We start from the raw sequence: 22250 nt of genomic DNA, 5'->3' as shown, positions 1-22250 counted from the left end.
GGAGTGCATGAATCGTCTCATGCGGAATCCCTGGGCAGGGCGGACATCCGCCTCACCGCGGTCCGTTGGGCGGCGATATGCGTCACGGCCGTGCGCAGGCTTGGCCGGGGATGTGCGGCGGATCGGCGATGCCGGGCGTCACGCAAACAGATGAGAGTCTACCATTGCATGTGGAAACAGTATGCATGCGGAAACAGTATGTATGTGGAAATGATGTGCGCATGGGAACGCTGCGAATGCGGAAACGATGCACGCATGGCAATAATGCGGCGCATGGCAACAATGAGCGTGCGGAAACAATGCGTGCATGGGGACACTGCGGCGTGAGTGCGCCATGGAAGGAGTTGGGATGAACGCTTCGAGCGAATCCAATGGCCTTGCTGCGGATGCGTCGACCGCAGATGTGCCGACCGCAAATGCTCCGACCGTGAATGCTTGGATCGGCCGTTTGGCTCCCTCTCCCACGGGTAGGCTGCATATCGGCAATGCCTATGCCGCGCTCGCCGCATGGTTGAGCGCTCGCAGCCGTGGCGGGCGGCTCGTGTTGCGCATCGAGGACATTGATCGGCCGCGTTGCAAAGCCGGCGCAGACACGGCAATCATGGAGGATCTGCGGTGGCTGGGATTGGAATGGGATGGCGACCCCATCTGGCAGTCAGCGCGAACGGCGTTGTACGACGAGGCGCTGCAGAAATTGCAAAGCGAAGGCGTCATCTATCCGTGTTTTTGTTCAAGGGGGCAATTGCGCGCGGCGTCCGCTCCTCACGATGACGATGGATTCTTCATCTACCCCGGCACGTGCCGTCGTCTCAACAGTGAGGAACGGCAGCGCCGGCTGGATGCGGGGGATCGGCATTCGTGGAGGATTGCCATGCCTGACACGGACGTAACGGTGCACGACCGGATCTTCGGCGACCATACGTTCAACCTCGCCCGGGATTGCGGTGATGTGGTGCTGCGTCGCTCTGATGGAATCGTGGCCTACCAGCTTGCCGTCACAGTGGATGACATGGCGCAGCGCGTCACCGACATCGTTCGAGGCCGTGATTTGCTGCGTTCGGCGGCAATTCAGCTGTGGATACGACATTGCCTGGGTCGTCCGGATCGTCCGGGGCGTCCGGTTGCGGAGAGCTCCCATTCCAATGCTCCGACTCCCAGCAATCCGTCATTCGCCCACTTGCCATTGTTGGATGATGAGTCCGGCAAACGTTTGGCAAAGCGCAACCAGGCGATTGACTTGGCCACGTTGCGTGCCAGCGGTGTGTCGCCGCAGACGGTGGTGGGATACTGCGCGTGGCTTATGGGCATCGTGGATTTGCCTGAGCCGCAGAATCCCAGTGACCTGCTTGCGGCATACTCGGAGGCTCGAATCGCCACGAATCCACAGGACAGAGCAATCGATGTGCATGCGTTGTATGAGTGATGCTGTGCGAGCGACGCGGCGCGCAGGGCAACCCGCGCAGGGCAACCCATCCGCGCAGGGCAACTCCCGCAGGGCAACCCGCACAGGGCAACCCATCCGCACAGGGCAACCCGAGCAGGGCAACCCGTCCTGGCGTCTCATCGGTGCAAGGTAATCCGTCAGTGGTAAAACGTCATACAGGAATGATTTTGAGGAGGTGCCATGACCGCCTACATGGATCACAAGGACTTGGCCAATCGCACAATCGACCAGGCGCGGGCGAGTCAGATTCGCGATGGAGTGCATGTGGTGCTCGATCGCATCGCCAAGGCGGAGGCGGCGGCCGGACGTGCCGAGGGCAGCGTCAAGCTGCTTGCCGCCACGAAGACGCGTGATGTGGGTGAGATCATGGCGGCGATAGAGGCCGGTGTGCGTCTCATCGGCGAGAACCGTCCGCAAGAGGTCGAGGTCAAGGCCGCGCCGTTGCAAGAAGAATGCGCTGCGCGTGGCATTGCGCTCGCCCCCTCGGCGAATATCGGCGCTTCCGATCCGCAGCCACTGCAGTCGCCAAGCGTGGGATTCCATCTAATCGGCCAGCTTCAGGCCAATAAGATCAACAAGGTGCTGGGAGTTGTCGAGACCATTGAATCAGTGGATTCCCTGAAACTTGCCCAGCGCATATCCTCCCGCGCCATTGCCCGCGGCATCGTCGCAGGAGTGTTCGTCGAAGTCAACGAGTCCGGCGAACAAAGCAAGTCCGGATGCGCGCCGGAAGCGGCATACGACTTGGTGCATGAGATCGACCAGCTGGACGGCGTGTGCGTGCAGGGCCTTATGACGATTGGCGCTCACGTGGACGACGAGACACGCATCCGCAACGGTTTCGCCCACCTGCGTCAGCTGCGTGACAGCCTGCTCGCCGATGTGCCCACCTGCACCCAGCTGAGCATGGGCATGACGAACGATCTGGAATACGCCGTGGCGGAAGGCAGCACGATTGTGCGCGTCGGCACAGCGGTGTTTGGCCCCCGGGCATTCATTTAAAGGCATTCATTTAAATAAAAGACTGCCGAATCCATAGGTATCTGTAGAGAAAGGCTGCCGGATTCACAGACCGTTTCAAAGGCTGTTGGATGTAACAGGCCGCCGGGCGCCTTAAGGCGGAAGGCTGTGCGTGGCGCTCGCGTAACGAGGCAAGGCAAGGCGCGAAAGGCGCCTGTTGATACGTGATGGCGGTTAGACTGGGCGTTATGAGAATTGCGCGTTTCACCATCGATGATTCGATTCGTTATGCCTTCGTTCAACGTGACTCCCAGGACGGCCTGGACTATCTGGTGGAGCTTGATGGATTCCCCTTCGGGGCGGAGCCGGTGCAGCCTACGGGCAAGCGGTACGGCCTCGACCATGAGGGACTGCGTCTGCTCGCTCCAGTGATTCCTTCGAAGGTGCTGGGGCTTGCAAAGAACTATGAGGCGCACGCCCAGTGGATGGCGGGAGACCCTTCCGCCCATGCGCCTGAGGAGATGGTGATTTTCTCCAAGCCCAGCACGGCTGTCATTGGCCCCGATGATCCGATCGTGCTGCCATCGTTCTCCCATGACCTCAATTTCGAGCCTGAAGTGGCGGTGGTGATCGGTCGTGTGACGAAGAACGTGAGCGAAGCGGATGCAATGAAGCATGTCTTGGGATTCACGTGTGTCAACGATGTGACGCTGCGCGACCTGCAGGGAAGCGATCCGATGTGGACGCGCGCGAAGGGCTTCGATACGTCCTGCCCGTTGGGACCGTGGATCCAGACCGAGCTGGATTACGCCGATGCCAAGATTTCATTCAGCCTCAACGGCAAGAATGTGGACAAAGCGTCGGGCAGCACCAAGAACCTGGTGCATTCGATTCCTTCGCAAATCGCTTTCATCTCGTCGTTCATGACGCTGCTGCCAGGCGATGTCATCCTGACCGGCACCCCGGACGCATCAGGGTCGCTCAAGCCTGGTGACGAAGCCATCGTGCATGTCGAAGGCATTGGCGATTTGCGCAATGTCGTCGTGCAGGGCTGACCGACAGCTCATAAAACACGCCATAAAACAGCAGACTGCGCCCGCGCCGCCGCAATGAAGCTTCGTCAAGATGCCACACAGCGGACGGTACACCGCGTAGTCCGGCTGCACCACGTAAGATACAAAAAGCAAGGCTCGCGCTTGCGACCCCGGCCCTGCGGGAGGGATCTGGGCGCTCCATGGAGAAAGGCATTTCAATGGCACAAAATGACGCACCGATTCGTGTCGCGTTGCTCGGCGCTGGAACCGTCGGTTCTCAGACTGCACGTCTGCTCGTTGAGCAGGCTGATGAACTCGAGGCGCGCATCGGCCGCCGTATGGAACTCGTGGGCATCGCAACGCTCGATCCTGTCGACGCCCCGTGGATTGACCAGTCCATCGTCACTAATGACGCTTCCGAGCTGGTCACCCGCGCCGATATCGTCATCGAATTGATCGGTGGTATCGAGCCGGCACGCACGTTCATCCTCAAGGCCATCGAAAACGGCGCATCTGTGGTGACCGCCAACAAGGCGCTGCTTGCCAAGGATGGTCCGGAAATCTACGAGGCGGCCCGCAAGAAGGGCGTGGACATCTACTTCGAGGCAGCCGTGGGCGGTGCAATCCCGATTGTGCGCCCGCTGCGCGAATCCATGGTTGGCGACCGCATCAACCGCATCATGGGCATTGTCAACGGCACGACCAACTACATCCTCGACGAAATGACGACGAAGGGTCTCGACTTCGACGAGGTGCTCAAGGCCGCCCAGGACGCAGGTTTCGCTGAGGCGAATCCGACCGCCGACATCGACGGCTTCGATGCCGCTTCCAAGGCCGCCATCATGGCATGCCTCGCGTTCCATCGCGACGTGCGCATCTCCGATGTGCACACCGAGGGCATTCGCAACATCACCGCTGCCGATATCGCAGCCGCGAAGGCGTTGCATCGCGTCATCAAGCTGCTTGCCGTCGTCGAGCAGAACGACAAGGACGAGATTTCCGTGGGCGTGTACCCGGTCATGCTGCCGGAAACCCACCAGCTCGCCAAGGTCGGCGGTTCCTTTAATGCCGTGTTCGTTGAAGGCGAAGCCTCCGACGACCTCATGTTCTACGGCCGTGGCGCTGGCGGTGCTCCGACCGCTTCTGCCGTCGTTGGCGATGTGGTGACCGAGGCGCGCCATCGCGTCACCGGCACCGTTGGCCCGGACATTCCGCTGTATTCCAACGCACCGATTCTTGACGCGGCAGACAGCACCTCCAGCTACATGCTGCGCATGAGCGTGTTCGACAAGCCGGGCGTGCTTGCCAACGCTGCACAGGTCTTCGCCAAGAATGGCGTGTCCATCAAGAGCGTGCAGCAGATGGAAGCCGAGGCCGAGGACGGCACCCATGAGCTGTGGGTTATCACTCACGCTGTGAGCGACCGTCTGATCCGCTCCGTCGTTGAAGAGCTGGAGCAGTCCGTCAACGACATCAAGTCCGTGCTGTCTGTCATCCGTGTGTTCACCGAGTAATCGGAATCCCTGATTTCAGCAGAACGGGCGTGTTTCACGCAGAACGGATGTGACCGGCTGCCGTCGTTTTCGGCGGCAGCCGCACTAATCAGACCTGCCGGCACCGGCAGCGTCACACAGCAATTCGGCAGCAGCAATTAGCAATAGCAAACAAGGCAGCAATCAACAAACAGCAATCGACTCAGAGAAGACGAGGTGGACGCATGGCATCCGACATGCCGATCAATGGGGAATCCGCTGGTTTTGAGACGCAGGGGCCGCGCATCGTGCGGGTGACCGTGCCCGCCACAAGCGCCAACCTCGGTCCTGGTTTCGATACCGCAGGCCTGGCGCTCGGCATGCGCGATTCGATTGAATTCGAGCGCCTGCCGCAAGGCGAGGTGCGCATCAGCATTCACGGCGAAGGCGAAGACACCTTGCCCCGCGACGATTCGCATCTTGTGGTGCGCGCCTACCATCAGGCGTGCGAGGCATTCGGATTCCCCGTCACCGGCTTGCGTCTTGATGCCACGAACCGCATTCCTCAGGCACGAGGCATGGGGTCGAGCGCTGAGGCGATCACGGCAGGTGTGACCGCTGCAATGGCATTGAACGGACGCGATCTTGACCGCGCCACGCGCGACGCGATTTTCGACGTCGCCGCCCGCATCGAGGGACATCCCGACAATGTGGCGCCGGCGGTGTATGGCAACATGACGGTGTCGTGGAACTTCGACGCCGCGCACGAAGTGCCTTCACGTGAAGCCGATGCCCCCGGCGTATTGCTGGCCAACGGCTCGGGCGCACGCTTCCCCGGTGCGTCGCGGCCATTCAGCGCTGGCTATCACACCCAGGTGTATGAGGTTTCCCCACGCATCAATGCGTGGATTTTCATCCCCGACTATGAGCTTTCCACCGAACGCGCCCGTCAGGCATTGCCGGCGCAGGTGCCGTATCAGGATGCTTTGCTCAACGTGTCGCGCGTCGCATTGCTGCCGGCTGCCTTGGGCGGATTATGCGGCGAGGACACGAATTCCATTCTGTTCAGCGCCACTGCGGATCGCTTGCACCAGGATTACCGCGCACCTTTGATGGAGCCCAGCGCTTCGCTTATGCGACGGTTGCGCGCTTTTGGCTACGCGTCGATGATTTCCGGTGCCGGTCCCTGCGTCATTTGCGTGCATGACGGCGACGACACCAGCAATATCGCGCGCGTCGTGTCCCAGGCGCTTGAATCCGGGCATTGGCGCATGGAACATCTTCCCATCGACACCCAAGGCGTGCTGGCTGAGACAATCGCCTGAAACGCGACGGTCTGTGAAGAATTCACGAATTCAAGGAAGTGTTTGATGAGCGTTTCCGTCATTCTGGCTTCGCAATCGCGGCCGCGTCGCAATCTTCTTGTGCAATCCGGTATCCTGCCGCTGATTCGCGTGTCTCAGGTCGATGAGCCTGCTGCATTGCGGCGTGCCGCTGAAGTCAAGGGCGTGGATGATGTGCGCCAGATTCCTCCGGCCGAGCAGGTGCAGATTCTTGCCGATGCCAAGGCGCAGGCCATTGCAGACATGTATGGGCAGATTGCGCGCACCGCTCGCGGAGCCACGGGGCAGCTGGTCGAGAGCCTTCCGCTGGAAGACGGTTTCGGCACCGTCGCCCGCACCATGCCCATCCGCGAAGCATTGCGCAATCACGAAGGCATGGTCGCCGCCAACCGAGGACCGCTCGTCATTGGGTGCGATTCCATGTTTGAGTTCGAAGGCGCCGTATACGGCAAGCCACACACCCCGCAGGTCGCGCGCGAGAGATTACGCGCAATGAGCGGCAAGGAAGGCGTGCTGTGGACGGGGCACTGCGTCATTGACGTTTCCACAGGCCAGACCGCCCATGCCACGAGCCATGCGAAAGTGCGCTTCGCCTCCATGAGCGACACGCAGATTGACACGTACATTGCCAGCGGCGAGCCGCTCCAAGTTGCCGGATGCTTCACCTTGGAAGGGCTGGGCGGTCCGTTCATCGACTCCATCGAAGGCGATCCCAGCGGCATCATCGGTCTGAGCCTGCCAACGGTGCGGAGCCTCGTCGTCGAGCTTGGGTACGAATGGACAGACTTGTGGAACCTCGTGACAGCGGGCGGAGTGCATCCGGGCGTGCCTTTGGAAGACACGCAGCATGATACGGATGCCGCCAAGAATGGGAGCGGCGCTGACGCAGATCCTGCGAAGCAAGCTCCCAAAGACAACGTGCACCAACCGGGAGACGGCTGGGTGGACTGCCCATGCGGCCATCGCCATTGGGGTCGCAACGGCGCTTCCGGCGTGTTGTTGGCGCGTCGCAATGCGACAACCGGTGAGGTGACGCAGGTCTTGCTCCAGCATCGTGCATTGTGGAGCGCGGAAGGCGGCACGTGGGGTGCGCCGGGAGGCGCCACCGCTGACGGTGAAAGCCCGTTGGAGGGAGCGCTGCGCGAGAGCTTCGAAGAAGCGAACATCCGCCCCGAAGACATTGATGTGGTGGGTGCATATCGCGAAAGTCACGGTGCGTGGAGCTACACGACGGTATTGGCTTTCGAAAAGCCAGGGCACACGGTCATCCCGCGCGCCAATGATGATGAGAGCCTGGAGACATGCTGGGTGAGCGTGCCTGCGGTCGATTCCCTCACCTTGCTGTCTGCGATGCGCCGCGATTGGGATGATCTGATTGCACGGTTGCGCAAGATTTCCCAATCAATGCTGTAACAGCCGAGGCTGCGCAAACCAAGGTTGCGAAAACCGACGCTATGAACGCTAAACGCGGTGAAACCGAGGTGAAACGTCACCGTTGCGCAAACCTGGCGCCACAAATCCGCGGCGCGCCGTGCGGCGGGTTCATCCCAGCAGCAACGCTACGAGGGCGATGATGATAGGCGATGTCATCGTGCTCAGCAGGATTCCGTCACGGGCAAAACGCATGCCCACGTTGTAACGGGCGGCGTAGTTGTACACGTTCTGACCGCACGGAAGCGCGGCAAGCACAACGCAGCCATACAGCGTCGTGCCGCGGAACCCCATGAGGAAGTAAGCCAGCAGGAACGCGATGATCGGCATCGCCACGTTCTTGAGAACCACGACGGTCGCCGTGGCGGAGCGATCCGAATCCTTGCCCATCGGGCGCGAGCCATGCAATGACATGCCAAACGCCATGAGGATCATCGGCACAGCGGATTCGCCGATCATGTTAATGGGATCGAACAGCCAATTGGGCACGATGAACGTGCCTGCCTGTGAACTGATCCATGAAACGAGGATGCCGCCCAGCGAACCGATGAGCAATGGTTGGTGCAACGGCTGCGTGAGGATTTTCTTGGCGCTTGCCTTGCCAGAGGTCGCGATGTCGAGCGTCGTCAGGGCTATTGGTGTGAACAGCGCCTGCTGCATCACGAGGATAGGCGCCACGAGGCCAGGATTGCCCAAGATGTATGTGGCGACGGGCAGGCCGATGTTGTTGGAGTTGAGATACATCGAGTTGAGGCAGCCCACGGTCGCATTGGCCAGGTCCATGTGGAAGAACGCTCTGTTGAGCAAGAAGAACGCAAGAGCGACGAGAAATGCCGACAGGAACGCTACGATGATGGACGAATGAAAGATGGTGGACAGTTCCTGCTGCGACAGCGTGGCGAACATCAGGCACGGGCTGGAGATGAAGAACGAGAACCGGTTGAGCACCATCTGTGCCTGGGGGCCGCCGATGCGCATGCGCGCGGCGACGTATCCCACGCCAATCACGATGCCGATGACGGCGAAGCCCTCCATGGCGTTGATAAGACCCGACATTCTTCCTCCTTGCAAGTGCGGCGCGCAAACCGCATCATGGGTGGGCAGGCTGCCACGCTGGCGTGTAAATCGCCGTCTCCTTTACGATAGGCGTATGAGCACGATAGATATTGATGCGTCCGCATTCCAATCCAGCGGGGCAGATCCCCGCAAGCCTGATGCCCAGGTGTTGAACTCGCTTGCCATGCAACTGTGCGCCTGCTATTCGGTGTCTGATTCCGAGAAGGAGCTGGCCGACGCGGTCGAACGTTTCCTCAAGAGGTTCGGTCATCTGGAGGTCATGCGCCAAGGCGACACCGTGATTGCTCGTACGAATATGGGACGAGCCACCCGCGTCATTCTTGCTGGACACCTCGACACAGTACCAGTGATTGACAACTTCCCGCCTGCATGGCTGGAGCCGGGCGATGCGACGATCCGTGAGGACGTCGCTGCGGCGCATCCCGGGGAGCGTGTGCTGTGGGGGCGCGGCGGAGTGGACATGAAAGGCTCCGATGCCGTGTTTCTGTGGCTTGCAGCGGTGCTGACGCAACCGGCGTGCGACATCACGTATGTGTTTTATGACCATGAGGAGGTCTCCGCCGACAAGAACGGCCTGGGCAAGGTCGCCGCAGCGCATCCTCAGTGGCTGGATGGTGATTTCGCGGTGATTGGCGAGCCCACGGGCTGCGGCATCGAAGGCGGCTGCAACGGCACGATGCGTTTCGATGTTGTGACGCATGGCGTGGCAGCGCATTCGGCGCGTGCATGGATGGGCGACAATGCGATCCACAAGGCCGGCGAAGTGCTCGACCGCCTCAACGCTTATGAACCCGCCACCGTGGAGGTCGATGGCCTCGAATACCGGGAGGGACTCAACGCCACGCTTATTAGCGGCGGCAAAGGCACGAACGTCATTCCTGACGAATGCCGTGTGCATGTCAACTACCGTTTCGCACCCGACAAGTCCATTGCGCAGGCCAAGGCTCTCATGTTTGGCGCAGATTGCCCGGTAAAGCTCGACGGTGGCGAATGCCAGGCGACGGGAGGCGTGTTTGAGGGGTTCGACATCGAGATGAAGGACGAGAGCCCCTCCGCCCGCCCAGGTCTTACCGACCTGCAGGCATCCAAGCTCGTGCGTTTTGTCAAGGAGCGCACGGGGCGCGATCCGGTTGCCAAGCTGGGGTGGACGGACGTCGCGCGTTTCTCGGCGCTGGGAGTGCCGGCCGTGAACTTGGGGGCCGGCGATCCGCTGCTTGCACACAAGGCTGATGAACAGCTTGCCGAAGGCGACCTTGTGCTCATGGCGCAAATCCTGGGGGATTGGCTGGGCTGACGCAACGAGCGTGGCTGGTGCGGCGGCGGAATTTACGATTCCGTGGCCGGCCAGCCTATCGGCACGGTGACGTCTGGCAACGATGGCATCTGACGACAGGGTTCGACAGACAAGGGCGTCTGACAAACAGGGCATCATGGCAGACAAGGGTGCCTGACAAACAGAGGGTCTGACTAGCGGGTGTCATGACAAACGGGAAAACTGTGCCATACTTGTAGACGGTGGTTCTGCATGCCACCGTTGTGCAGAGGCGTAGACCCCCTTCGATAAGGCTGCGATAGCCCATGGAATCGAAAGCGTAGGCGTCCGCCCTGTGCCAGCAGACTTTTATTGGCTTGTTGTCGGTGTACGCAGCGCGGTGAGAGCGCGTGACGGCCGACCCATATGTACAGGGCGTGGTGCAGCGCGTCTCGAGGAGCACAGTGTCAACGAACAGCACAGTGTCTAACAGCACAGTGTCACAAAATTCAACAATCTCAGAAGGCAACTCGAATTCTGGCAGCGCCAGCCAGCCGACGCCGTCCCCTGCGTCAATGGCGCCCCGCCGCAGGTCGCGCAGCCGTCGCGTTGTAAGAGGCGTGGGCGAGACGACGAACACCGTCGTGGAGCATTCCCCGGCGGAATCCGCCGATGCAGGCAATGCGGCGAATGATGCGCGCACCGTGCGCATCGCCGCGCTCGCGTCGGAGATTTTCAGCGATCCTGGCATTTCCGTGAAATCGGCGGATGCGTCGGCTGCTTCCGACGCCGATTCTTCTGATTCCCACACGACCCGTGGACGTCGTGCATCGCTTCGCTCCACCAGGCAGTCGCAAGGCCGCCATGGCACGCAAAATGCCGATGCCGCGCAATCCGCGCAGGCCGCATCCGATGAGCAGGATGACGGCGCGCGCGTAACCCGTCGCACGAGAAGGAGAAGCGCGGAACGCGTGGCTCTTGCGCCGTCCGCTGATTCCAGCAAGCGCTCTGTTGACCAAGACGACAACGATGAGGAACCCTCTGCTCGCGCTCGCCGCGCTCGCCGCGCAGTGAGCCAGATCCTGGAATTCTCCAATCCTGAAGTGGCGGTGTCGTCGCGCGCCCATGCGGATTCATCGGCGCGTCCGATGATGTCGTTGCTGTTCCAGGAGCCGACGGCACGTCCGGCGTCGGCATTCGGCGAGGCGTCGGATGGCGGCGATACATCACGCCATCATGATGAGAACGCTGATGAGATTCACGCCGTGCGTACGCGTAGGCGTCGTCGTTCGGCTTCGTCCGAGGGGAATTCCGCCTCGGATATTCGTGAGGATGATTCCCGTGAGGATCGTTCGGGGCGCACAGACCGTGATGAATCCGACTCGGAGCAGTCAGGCAGCCGCAGGTCGCGTCGCTCCCGCCGTCTCAATGCGCAGGAACGCCGTGCCGCCGCGGAAGTCGAACACATCGAAGAGGACCTTCAGTACGACGACATCACCTACACTCCGGTGGAAGGCGAGACCGGCCGCGCATCCGATGAGGAATCCGAAGGCCGCTCCCGCGATGATTCCGACGAATCGGGCGTTGTCACCCGCACCCGTCGCCGTCGTCGCCGCCATGGGGATGAGAACGACGTTGAGGAATCCGCAGAAGCGGAGGAGCAGACCGTCACCCGTCGCCGTCGCCGTCGCCACGCCGGCAAAGGCGAGGACGAGAAGGACATCATCCCCCGTTCGCGCAAGCAGCAATACATCGACGAAATCACCGATATCGAAGGCTCCACACGACTCGAGGCCAAGAAGCAGCGCCGTCGCGACAACCGCCGTGACCGTTCGCGCCAGGCCTTGATCACGGAACAGGACTTCCTCGCCCGCCGTGAAAGCGTCAATCGCCTCATGGTCGTGCGCGAGAAGGAACGGCACACCCAGATCTCCGTCATCGAAGACAACACCCTTGTCGAGCACTATGTCTCCGACATCCAGGAGGTCTCGTCGGTCGGCAACATCTATCTGGGCCGTGTGCAGAACGTGCTGCCCAGCATGGAAGCCGCATTCGTCGACATCGGCCAGCCGCGCAACGGCGTGCTGTACGCAGGCGAAGTCAATTGGGACACGACGCGTCTTGACGGGCAGCCGCGCCGCATCGAGCTTGCCTTCAAGTCCGGCGACCCGGTGCTCGTGCAGGTCACGAAGGATCCGATCGGTCACAAGGGCGCACGACTCACGTCTCAGGTGACCCTTGCCGGCCGCTTCCTCGTGCTCGTGCCGTCGGGCGGCATGACCGGCGTGAGCCGCAAGCTGCCTGCGAGGGAACGCGCCCGCCTGAAGTCGATCGTGTCGAAGATCGCCCCCAAGGACATGGGTGTCATCATTCGCACCGCTGCCGAAGGAGCGTCTGAGGAAGCGATCGTCAAGGATCTGGAACATCTGAGCCGTCAATGGGAATCCATCAGCTCCAAGCAGAAGGAATACCAGCATTCCCGTCGTCCGCATCTGCTCCAAGGCGAACCGGATGTGGCGATTCGCGTCGTGCGTGACATCTTCAACGATGATTTCTCCAAGCTCGTCGTCGAAGGCGACCGCGTGTATGAACGCATCACCCAGTACTTGGAATCCACCGCGCCCGACCTGCTCGACAGGTTGGAGAAGTGGGACCCCGCCGAGCACAACGGCAAGGATGTGTTCGACAAATGGTCCATCGACAGCCAGCTGCGCAAGGGCATGGAGCGCAAGGTGTATCTGCCTTCCGGCGGGTCGCTTGTCATCGACCGCACCGAGGCCATGACGACGATCGATGTGAACACCGGCCGTTTCATTGGCAAGGGCAAGTCCTTGGAAGAAACCGTGACCCGCTGCAACCTGGAGGCTGCCGAGGAAATCGTGCGTCAGCTGCGTCTGCGCGACATCGGAGGCATGATCATGATCGATTTCGTCGACATGGTGCTGCCCCAGAATCGCGACCTTGTGTTGCGTCGTCTCGTCGAATGCCTCTCGCGCGACCGCACGAAGCACCAGGTGGCAGAGGTCACGTCGCTGGGTCTGGTGCAGATGACGCGCAAGCGCGTCGGTCAGGGTCTGGTCGAGGCGTTCTCGGAGGAATGCCCCACATGCAAGGGCCGTGGATTCATACTCCATGACGAGCCGATCGTCTCTGCGTCCTATGATGACCCGTACGCGTTGAAAGGCGGCGACCCGTTCATTAAGACGAACAAGCATAACCATGGCACGCAGGTTCCCGAGCATGAGATTCAGCCCAGTTCCACCCCTGCTGTCAAGGCCAAGCTTGCACAGATTGCGGCAGCCGCCCAGGCGGCCGGAGCCGCATCTGCTCGCCGGGCCGACTGACGGTGTGTCATTTGCGCCTCGGGTACCTCGGGTGCCTCGTGCGATTCATGCACACGGTGAGCCCGAGGCGCAGGCGGCGGCGTGTCGGTTTGGACGAACAATTTGACTTACCATTGTTTGGTGGTCTATATTAGTCAGTCGGTGTCGTGCCACAGACGTCTTCTGTTCCTCGAAGCTTGAGACGGAGCAGGTCGGATGCTGTGAAACGGCGAAATCCCAGAACTTATAGGCAAGGTAAAACTATGTACGCGATTGTGAAGGCCGGCGGTCATCAGGAGAAGGTCGAAGTCGGCGACAAGATCACCGTCAACCGTCTCGATGCGGCCAATGGTGATACCGTTGAGTTCCCCGTCATCCTCCTCGTCGACGGTGACAAGGTCACTGTGAACGCCAAGGATCTGGCCAAGGTTTCCGCCAAGGGCGAGGTCGTGGCTGATGACGCCAAGGGACCGAAGATTCGTATCCAGAAGTTCAAGAACAAGACGGGCGTCGCTCGTCGCAAGGGCCATCGCCAGAAGCTGACCACGGTCAAGATCACCTCGATCGCCTGAGTCGCCGTCAGCATTCGGAAAGGATTTCATCATGGCACATAAGAAGGGCGCGTCCAGCTCTCGTAACGGTCGCGATTCAAACCCGCAGTACCTCGGTGTCAAGAAGTACGGCGGCGAAGCAGTCCTCGCGGGCAACATCATCGTCCGTCAGCGTGGCACCAAGTTCCACCCCGGCCACAACGTGGGCATGGGCAAGGACCACACGCTGTTCGCACTGACCCCGGGCACCGTGAAGTTCGGCGTGCGCCGCGACCGCAAGGTCGTCGACGTTCTCAACGCTGAGTGAATCACACTGCGTGAATCAGTCTGACATACGTTAATGCAAAGGCCGCGCCACAAAAAGCGCGGCCTTTTGCTATCCGCCGTGCAAACCGCTGACGCCGAGGCTTGGCGTTCAGCCCCCCATCCTTACATCTTTCTCACGGGAGAACCATCATGAGTGAATTCGTCGATAGGACAACGCTGCATGTCAAAGGCGGCGACGGTGGCAACGGCGCGGCATCCATCCGCCGCGAAAAATTCAAGCCCCTCGCCGGTCCTGACGGAGGCAACGGCGGTGATGGCGGATCGGTGATCGCCGTAGCCGACCCCAACGCCACGACCTTGCTCGACTACAGCTATATGCCGCATCGCACAGCCCAGTCCGGCACCATGGGGCAGGGCGATGACAAGGACGGTCGAAAGGGAGCGGACATGATACTGCCCGTCCCGGTCGGCACCGTCGTGTTCGAAGCGCTGCCCAAGACCGGTGACGCGGATGCGGATGCCGATGCCAAGCAACGTCATGAGCACGGCCGTCTGCTGGCAGATCTGCGTCATGCCGGAGACCGCTATGTGCTCGCGCAAGGAGGCACGGGCGGCCTTGGCAACCGCGCGCTGTCCAGCAAAACCCGCCGCGCCCCCGGTTTCGCGCTGCTCGGCGAACCCGGTCAGGAACGCGACGTCGTGCTCGAGCTCAAGTCCATTGCGGATGTCGCGCTCGTGGGATACCCCTCCGCCGGCAAATCCAGCCTGATCGCTGCAATGAGCGCGGCACGCCCCAAGATCGCGGACTACCCGTTCACCACGCTCGTCCCCAATCTCGGAGTCGTCGTGGCAGGTGATGACCGCTTTACGATTGCAGACGTCCCGGGCCTCATTCCGGGCGCCGCGCAGGGCAAGGGCCTGGGCTTGGAGTTCCTGCGTCACATCGAACGCACTGAGGTCATCGCGCATGTCATCGATTGCGCCACATTCGAACCGGACCGCGATCCGATCAGCGACTACCACGCTTTGGAAAACGAGCTGGGGCAATACGCTGAGTCGCTTGACCTGCCGATCGGCACGATTCCAATCGCCGAAAGGCCACGCGTCATCATCCTCAACAAGTGCGATATCCCGCAGGCGCGCGAGCTCGCTGAATTTGTCAAGCCTCAGTTCGAAGACATGGGCCTCACTGTGGTATGCGTGTCCACCGCTTCGCATGAAGGCCTGAAGGAGCTCACGTTCTTGCTGGACAGCATGGTCAAGGAGCTTAAGGCGCGTTTGGCGCAGCAGGAACAGGACCACGAGGAGGAACGCGAGGTCATCCGCCCGCTCGAAGACATGCCTCGCCGCCGCCAGAATGGCAAGGCCAAGGGCTTGGGCTACGACTTCCAGGTCGAACGCCGTCAAGACACGTCGGGCAACTATTGGTTCGAAGTCACCGGCGCCAAGCCGGAACAGTGGGTGCGCCAGACGAACTTCGACAACGACGAGGCGGTGGGTTATCTCGCCGACCGTCTTGCCAAGCTCGGAGTGGAAGACGCGCTGCGCTTGCGCGGCGCGCACGTGGGCGACGAAGTGCGCATCGGCACCGGGGATGACGCCATGAGCTTCGAATGGGATCCTACGGTGGCTGCCGGCGCCGAAATGCTGGATGGCACGCCGCAATCCATGCGAGGAACCGACATCCGCCTGCAGGACGAGGGGCGCGCGCACCGCCGCACCAATGCGGAACGCCGCCGCCAGTATCACGAGATGATGGATGCCCGCGCCGCTGTGCGTGCCGTCATGGCAAAGGAACGCAAGGAAGGGCATTGGGCGGATCCATCCGTCAACGACGATCCGACCGACAGCAAGGGCTTGCTGCCGCATTACGGCGCCGATGATGACCTGGACGACGGTGATGCCGAGTCACAGGACTCCGGCGATATTCGCAACGCCTGACGGCGCAAATCCTCCCGTGTGTAATCCGCGGGAGGATAATGGCAGACGTAGGGTTGCTGAAGAAAGGCATGGAATGGTGGCACAAAGCGACAATCTGCAGGAATCGCAATGCGCAGCCGCGCCGGGCGTGGATCCGCAGCAAGCGGATTCGCCCGGCGAAGGCTTGCAGCACGAGGCTTCGCGGGAATGCGATGTGCGTCGCTCCATCATGCAGGCCGACACCGTTGTGGTGAAGGTCGGCTCCAGCTCGCTGGCATCCAGCACCGGGCATCTCGATCCCAAGAGATTGGGGGCCATCGTCACGGCGCTCAGCCATGTCGTCCGAAGCGGCGCGCACCTGGTGCTCGTCTCCTCCGGCGCAGTCGCGGCAGGTTTCGGCCCATTGGGATTCGAAACGCGCCCTGACGACCCTGTGACACGCCAAGCAGCCGCTGCAGTGGGCCAAGGATTGCTCATGGCGCAATACGAAGGGGCGTTTTCACGGTATGGCGTGCGCGTGGGGCAGGTGCTCATGACCGCGTTCGACACAATCCGCAGCTCCCATTACCACAATGTGCAGAGCACGCTGAAACGCATGCTTGAGCTGGGGGTCGTGCCCATCGTGAACGAAAACGACACCCTTGTCACGTCCGAAGTGCGTTTCGGCGACAACGACCGTCTTTCCGCGCTTGTCGCCAACATGGTGCGCGCCGATGCCCTCGTGCTGCTCACCGATGTGGATGCCCTGTACACGGCGCCGCCTACGGAGCCAGGCGCCCAGCGCATTGGTTTCGTGCCAGACGTTGTGGCACAGCTCGATGGCATCAAGGTGGGGGAGTCCACATCCGGGGTCGGCACCGGAGGCATGGTCACCAAGCTCGAGGCGGCGCGCATCGCGGCTGTCTCCGGCATACCCACGGTACTGACGACCGCTGCTTACGCAGGTCCTGCCCTCATGGGGGATCCGGTGGGTACGGTGTTCGCGCCTCTCAAGCATCGCGGCACCTCTCGCCGGTTGTGGATTCGCTTCGCGTCCAATCCCAAAGGCACCGTGGTGGCGGACGCCGGGGCGGTCGCAGCGGTGCGAGGCGGCAGGGCGAGCCTGCTCGCAGCGGGGACCGTGGGCGTTGATGGCGTGTTTTCCGCAGGCGACCCCATCTGGATCGATTCGGAGCAGGGCGTTCATGTGGCGAAGGGCCTTGCGGGCTTTGATTCCGATGAAATCCCCCAGATGCTGGGACGCACCAGCAAACAGCTCAGCCGTTTCCTTGGTGAAGAATACGCGCGACCGGTCGTGCATCGCGACAACCTTGTGCTTGTATGATTGCCGCCATTGTGCGTGTCTGATACCAGCGCTGTGACGCTGAGAACCTGATTCGATTGCGTCGCCGCTGCAAATCCACAGAGCGGAATAGACTTTCGAACTATGGAATTGTCTCTCAGCGATCGAAGCAACGCAGTAGCTCCATCAGTCACTCTCGCCGTCGATGCAAAGGCCAAGGCCATGAAGGCCGCGGGAATCGACGTCATCCGCTATGGCGCGGGCGAGCCCAATTTCCCCACGCCTGAACGCATCGCCAAAGTCGCCTCCCAGGCGGCGCTTGACCCGAAGAACCACAAGTACACGCCTACGGCGGGCTTGCCTGAGCTTCGCGAGGCAATCGCCAAGAAGACGCTGCGCGATTCCGGCTATGAAATCACGCCCCAGCAGGTCATCGTGACGAACGGCGGCAAGCAGGCCGTGTATGAATCCTTCCAGCTGCTCATCAACCCTGGCGACGAAGTGATCATCCCCACGCCGTACTGGGTGACCTACCCCGAGGCCGTGAAGCTTGCCGGCGGCACGCCGGTGTTCGTGGTGGCGGACTCCGACCATGGTTTTATCCCCACGGTTGAGCAGATTGAGGCCGCGCGCACGGAGCACACGAAGGCCATCATCATCAATTCCCCCAACAACCCCACTGGTTCCGTGTGGCCGGCCGAGACCCTGCGTCAGATTGGCGAATGGGCGCTTGAACATGGTGTTTGGGTCATCTCCGACGAGATTTACGAGCACTTGGTCTATGACGGTGCCAAGACCGCTCATATCGGCACGCTCGTGCCGCAGCTGCGCGATCAGCTGCTGGTGCTCAACGGCGTGGCCAAGACGTATGCGATGACGGGTTGGCGCCTCGGCTGGCTCATTGCATCGGAGCGCGTCATCAAGGCAGCTTCCAAGATGCAGGGGCATATTACCGGCAATGTGGATGATGTCGCGCAGCGTGCCGCCATCGAAGCCCTGAATGGTCCGCTTGACGCTGCTGCGACGATGCGTGAGGCTTTCGACAAGCGCCGCCACGCGATCGTGGATGCCCTCAACGCAATCCCCGGCGTTGCGTGCCGGCTGCCCGAAGGCGCCTTCTATGCGTTTGCCGACGTGCATGAATTGCTGGGCAAGCCTCTGGGCCCCAAGGGCACGGTGAGCCAGACGAGCGTTGAGCTGGCACAGAACCTGCTGGACGAGGCCCGCGTGGCGGCTGTGCCGGGCGAAGGCTTTGGAATGCCTGGTTTCATGCGCTTCTCATATGCACTCGCTGATGAGGATCTCGCCGAAGGCATGCGTCGCTTCAAGGCATGGGTGGAGGCATAGCCCCAGCCTCACGTCTGCTGCGTAGGTTTGTCTGTGCGCGCGGCGGGGCCGTGCGTAACATATACGGCGAGTCGCGCGTAAATCCGCCAATTGAAGGCGATTATTCGGCCTGGATGCACTGCCATCCGGGCCGTTTTTCATGCCCAGTTTGCGAAATTGGCGAAAGACGGTAAGATATCGGATTGGCGGTTTTCTTTCTGGAACTATGCCAGCGGAAAGTCGTTCCAGGGAAGTGGCGCAATTGGTAGCGCAACGGTCTCCAAAACCGTAGGTTGTGGGTTCGAGTCCCGCCTTCCCTACTCGGTGCCGAGACGTTCTCGGTGAGCTCAGGCAGCTGTAAGGACGGAACATGGCAGAGTCTTCGAAGACCCAGAAAACGGTCAAGCCGAATGTCTTTATGCGCATCGGTCTGTTCATTAAGCAGATTATCGACGAAATGCGCAAGGTCGTGACACCGACCCGCAAGCAGCTGTTCTTCTGGTCTCTGGCCGTGTTCATTTTCGTATTCCTCATGATGCTCCTTGTGATGGGGCTCGATGGAGCGTTCGGCGAAGCTGTCTTCCATATCTTCGGCTGAGCGCGCAACCGATCGGGGCTCGACTGAGTCAATTCGGATTCGCACGGATATACCGAGAACATGACCCATAGCATGGCAAAGGTGATTTCACATGGCAGATGAATTGAACGACGCGGGAACCGATGGTCTTTTCAGCTCGGCTCCGCAGGCTGAGGTTTCGGCCGGGGCAACGGCTGAATCTGCCGAGCCGGTTCGTGACGAGGCTGAACAGCCCGAACAGGCAGAGCAGTCGGAACAGGCAGAGACTGCTCAATTCGATGATGCGCAGAATATGGTCGCTGACGGCGGCATCGTCGATGATGCTGCTGATAACGACGCAGCTGAGGATGCAGCGCAGCCTGAGGACGCTTCTGCGGACGCAGCAAATGAGACTTCTGCGGATGCGACGTCTGATGCATCCGCTCAGACCCCTGCACAGCCTGAGCAGGATGATGCCGGCACGATTGCAGTCAAGGAGTTTTCCAAGTCCCTGCGCACTCTCGACGGCAAGTGGTATACCCTCCACACGTATTCCGGCTATGAGAAGCGTGTGAAGGCCAACATCGAATCCCGTATCACGTCCCTTGGCCTGCAGGATGAGGTCTTCCAAGTCGAGATTCCTATGGAAGAGATCGAACAGCATACCGAGAAGGGCAAGAAGGTCGTCACCCGCGTGCGCTTCCCCGGATATGTGCTTATCCGCATGACCGATGACGAGGATGCCCGCCGCAAGGTGCGTGAGACCGAAGGCGTCACCGGTTTCGTCGGCACGCAGCGCGAGCCCATTCCGCTATCTCGTCGCGAAGTCGTGGAGATGATGGCTCCGATGATTCGTACGCAGGCTTTGAAGGAAGCCGGCAACAAAGTCGAGGCCAACAAGCAGCGCATCGTCGAGGTCACGTACAAGCAGGGCGAATCCGTCACCGTCACCGACGGCCCGTTCGCTTCCATGCCTGCCGTGGTGTCCGAAGTCAATCCCGAGACGCAGAAGCTCAACGTGCTCGTCAACCTCTTCGGCCGCGATACGCCCATGGAGCTTGGCTTCAACCAGGTCGAGAAGATCGAGTAACGCGTCGGGCTGCAGGAAGCCCCTTGGCTATCGCTGGTCTCACGGCGGCTGTTTGGCTGCTGGGACTGGCTGTGGTCGCACATGTGAGGACCCCGCTTCGGCGGGGTCTTTGCATATGTGCATGCGGGGCCATGTGCAGAACGGTGCCATTCGTAGGGGCATTCGCAGAGGCCGCCATTCGCAGAGTGCCATTGACAGGGCGATGCGACCCACTCACTCACGGCGGAACGCATCCATCTGCCGGGGTGTCGCGGTCTTGCACAAGTCAACCCAGGCTGGCATACTAGATAAGTTGCCGTGATTGTGGGTGACCATGTTTTGCGGCGCATGACCATGTAAGTTGCGGGAGAAGCTCAGGCTTCGTTGACCGCTTTACAGAAAGAAGAAGCTCGAATGGCTCCTAAGAAGAAAGTCACAGCTCTTATCAAGCTGCAGATCCCGGCAGGAAAGGCCAACCCGGCACCGCCGCTCGGCCCGGCCCTCGGTTCCCATGGCGTCAACATCATGGATTTCTGCAAGGCCTACAATGATCAGACCAAGGATAAGATGGGTCAGATCATCCCTGTGGAGATCACCGTTTTCGAAGATCGCTCCTTCACCTTCATCCTGAAGACCCCGCCGGCAGCTGATCTGCTGCGCAAGGCCGCTGGTGTGGACAAGGGCGCTGCCAATCCTCTGACGACCAAGGTCGGCTCCGTGACCAAGGCTCAGGTTCGTGAGATCGCCGAGACCAAGATGGCTGATCTGTCTGCTCGCGACATCGAAGCAGGCATGAAGATCATCGAAGGCACTGCCCGTTCGATGGGCATCACCGTCACCGATTGATTCCATTCGCCGCAAGGCAATCGCACAACCATTGAAAACGCGGAAGGGCAGACGCTGCCCATACCGCAACTGCTTGATTTGAGGAGAAGCAGATGACTAAGCGTTCCAAGAAGTATCGCGAAGCGGCCGAGAAGGTCGACCGTACCAATCTTTACACCCCTGAAGAGGCCATTGCACTGCTCAAGAGCATGCCGAAGCGCAACTTCGACGAGTCCGTCGAAGCCGTGTACCGCCTGAGCGTTGATCCCCGCAAGGCTGATCAGCTCGTGCGTGGCACCGTGAACCTGCCCAATGGCACTGGTAAGACCGCCAAGGTCATCGTGTTCGCACGTGGCCCGCAGGCAACTGCCGCTGTCGAGGCCGGCGCTGACGAGGTCGGCGATGACGACCTGATCGCAAAGGTCCAGGACGGCTACCTCGATTTCGATGCCGTGGTCGCTACCCCGGACATGATGGGCAAGGTCGGCCGCCTCGGCCGTGTGCTTGGTCCTCGTGGCCTCATGCCGAACCCGAAGACCGGCACCGTGACCATGGATGTCGCCAAGGCTGTCAAGGACATCAAGGGTGGCAAGATCGAGTTCCGCGTGGACAAGGACGGCAACCTGTCGTTCCTGATCGGCAAGCTGTCCTTCGATGAGAAGGCTCTGGCAGAGAACTTCGCCGCCGTGGCTGAAGAGGTCAAGCGCCTCAAGCCTTCCACGGTCAAGGGTCGTTACATCACGAAGGCCACGATCAGCTCCACGATGAACCCGGGCGTTCCGCTCGACATCGCGCTGCTTTCCTAAGCCGCTGATTGTGACGCGGTTCGATTCATGAACCGCACGCCAATGACGCGCTCCGCTGTATGCGGGGCGCGTCATTTGTTTGTGAGCTCTGCCGCCAAGATCGCGACGCCCATGGACTGCGGTGAGTGAGGCAGTCTGCTGCGAAGGCTGCGGGCATTGGTTTGAGCGGATTCTCGGCATGATGAAAGAGGCAGTCCACAGGCGGGCTTGTAGAACCGATAACGTCCGAATTCTTGCGCATTTTCGGATTCCGGCCTTGATGGAAAAGGACATGGGCCGCGCCGGGTACGATTTTCAGTCGCTAGACAATGA

The 22250-nt window shown here is 60.9% G+C and carries 19 protein-coding genes and 1 tRNA gene; 19 read left to right on the top strand and 1 reads right to left on the bottom strand.

The genetic code is table 11. From position 1 onward, the window contains the following. The first annotated feature begins 349 nt into the window (after positions 1–349). The 6 genes from gluQRS (at position 350) to CLV65_RS08350 (ending at position 7666) form a co-directional block, all read left to right on the top strand. A complete protein-coding gene (gene gluQRS / locus CLV65_RS08375) occupies positions 350–1423 on the top strand; it encodes a tRNA glutamyl-Q(34) synthetase GluQRS (RefSeq protein ID WP_157847273.1) in 1074 nt (357 codons plus the stop codon). Between the two features lie 201 nt (positions 1424–1624). Next, entirely contained in the window at positions 1625–2446 is an 822-nt protein-coding gene (locus tag CLV65_RS08370) for a YggS family pyridoxal phosphate-dependent enzyme (protein WP_094690514.1), read from the top strand. Between the two features lie 206 nt (positions 2447–2652). Continuing rightward, on the top strand, positions 2653–3459 hold the full coding sequence (locus CLV65_RS08365; protein WP_094690515.1) for a fumarylacetoacetate hydrolase family protein: 807 nt from the start codon (positions 2653–2655) through the stop codon (positions 3457–3459). 197 nt (positions 3460–3656) lie between these two features. Beyond that, positions 3657–4952 carry a homoserine dehydrogenase gene (locus tag CLV65_RS08360; protein ID WP_094690516.1) on the top strand — a complete coding sequence of 432 codons (1296 nt, stop codon included), beginning with the start codon at positions 3657–3659 and terminating at the stop codon, positions 4950–4952. A gap of 215 nt (positions 4953–5167) precedes the next feature. Then, positions 5168–6235 (top strand): homoserine kinase, encoded by a 1068-nt coding sequence (thrB, locus tag CLV65_RS08355; protein WP_094690530.1) that lies wholly within the window; start codon positions 5168–5170, stop codon positions 6233–6235. Positions 6236–6280: 45 nt separating this feature from the next. Next, positions 6281–7666, top strand: coding sequence for a Maf family nucleotide pyrophosphatase (locus tag CLV65_RS08350; RefSeq protein ID WP_094690517.1), 1386 nt, complete (start codon positions 6281–6283; stop codon positions 7664–7666). 129 nt (positions 7667–7795) lie between these two features. On the opposite strand, the gene CLV65_RS08345 is transcribed toward CLV65_RS08350, so the two are convergent. Further along, positions 7796–8740 (bottom strand): AEC family transporter, encoded by a 945-nt coding sequence (locus CLV65_RS08345; RefSeq protein ID WP_094690518.1) that lies wholly within the window; start codon positions 8738–8740, stop codon positions 7796–7798. Positions 8741–8924: 184 nt separating this feature from the next. Here CLV65_RS08345 and dapE point away from each other — a divergent pair, with 184 nt between their 5' ends. The 13 genes from dapE to CLV65_RS08945 form a co-directional block, all read left to right on the top strand. Further along, positions 8925–10055, top strand: a complete 1131-nt coding sequence (gene dapE / locus CLV65_RS08340; RefSeq protein WP_244569075.1) for a succinyl-diaminopimelate desuccinylase — start codon at positions 8925–8927, stop codon at positions 10053–10055. A gap of 578 nt (positions 10056–10633) precedes the next feature. Further along, positions 10634–13357 (top strand): Rne/Rng family ribonuclease, encoded by a 2724-nt coding sequence (locus CLV65_RS08335; protein ID WP_425319303.1) that lies wholly within the window; start codon positions 10634–10636, stop codon positions 13355–13357. Between the two features lie 242 nt (positions 13358–13599). After that, the gene (gene rplU, locus CLV65_RS08330) at positions 13600–13908 is read left to right on the top strand and encodes a 50S ribosomal protein L21 (RefSeq protein WP_094690521.1); all 309 of its coding nucleotides are present in this window, start codon (positions 13600–13602) and stop codon (positions 13906–13908) included. A gap of 31 nt (positions 13909–13939) precedes the next feature. Continuing rightward, the gene (rpmA, locus tag CLV65_RS08325) at positions 13940–14194 is read left to right on the top strand and encodes a 50S ribosomal protein L27 (RefSeq protein WP_094690522.1); all 255 of its coding nucleotides are present in this window, start codon (positions 13940–13942) and stop codon (positions 14192–14194) included. 149 nt (positions 14195–14343) lie between these two features. Continuing rightward, positions 14344–16095 carry a GTPase ObgE gene (obgE, locus tag CLV65_RS08320; protein WP_094690523.1) on the top strand — a complete coding sequence of 584 codons (1752 nt, stop codon included), beginning with the start codon at positions 14344–14346 and terminating at the stop codon, positions 16093–16095. Between the two features lie 208 nt (positions 16096–16303). Beyond that, a complete protein-coding gene (gene proB, locus CLV65_RS08315; protein ID WP_244569076.1) occupies positions 16304–17398 on the top strand; it encodes a glutamate 5-kinase in 1095 nt (364 codons plus the stop codon). Between the two features lie 102 nt (positions 17399–17500). After that, positions 17501–18703: a pyridoxal phosphate-dependent aminotransferase gene (locus CLV65_RS08310; RefSeq protein ID WP_094690525.1), complete on the top strand. Its 1203-nt coding sequence runs from the start codon at positions 17501–17503 to the stop codon at positions 18701–18703. A 226-nt stretch (positions 18704–18929) separates the two neighbouring features. Further along, a tRNA-Trp gene (locus tag CLV65_RS08305) sits at positions 18930–19002 on the top strand. 50 nt (positions 19003–19052) lie between these two features. Next, positions 19053–19280 (top strand): preprotein translocase subunit SecE, encoded by a 228-nt coding sequence (secE, locus tag CLV65_RS08300; protein ID WP_094690526.1) that lies wholly within the window; start codon positions 19053–19055, stop codon positions 19278–19280. Positions 19281–19371: 91 nt separating this feature from the next. Next, positions 19372–20328, top strand: a complete 957-nt coding sequence (gene nusG / locus CLV65_RS08295; RefSeq protein ID WP_094690527.1) for a transcription termination/antitermination protein NusG — start codon at positions 19372–19374, stop codon at positions 20326–20328. A gap of 393 nt (positions 20329–20721) precedes the next feature. Beyond that, complete coding sequence (gene rplK / locus CLV65_RS08290; RefSeq protein ID WP_094690528.1) at positions 20722–21153, top strand: 50S ribosomal protein L11; 432 nt, start codon at positions 20722–20724, stop codon at positions 21151–21153. Between the two features lie 92 nt (positions 21154–21245). Further along, on the top strand, positions 21246–21938 hold the full coding sequence (gene rplA, locus CLV65_RS08285) for a 50S ribosomal protein L1 (protein WP_094690529.1): 693 nt from the start codon (positions 21246–21248) through the stop codon (positions 21936–21938). A 121-nt stretch (positions 21939–22059) separates the two neighbouring features. Continuing rightward, positions 22060–22250 (top strand): hypothetical protein (locus CLV65_RS08945; protein ID WP_211287614.1); only part of this gene is annotated, 191 nt, incomplete at its 3' end.

It is taken from the genome of Pseudoscardovia suis (assembly GCF_002797875.1).
GTDB classification, from domain to species: domain Bacteria; phylum Actinomycetota; class Actinomycetes; order Actinomycetales; family Bifidobacteriaceae; genus Pseudoscardovia; species Pseudoscardovia suis.
Note: the sequence above shows the minus strand (reverse complement) of the source record. Positions and strands in the feature narration are given on the sequence as shown.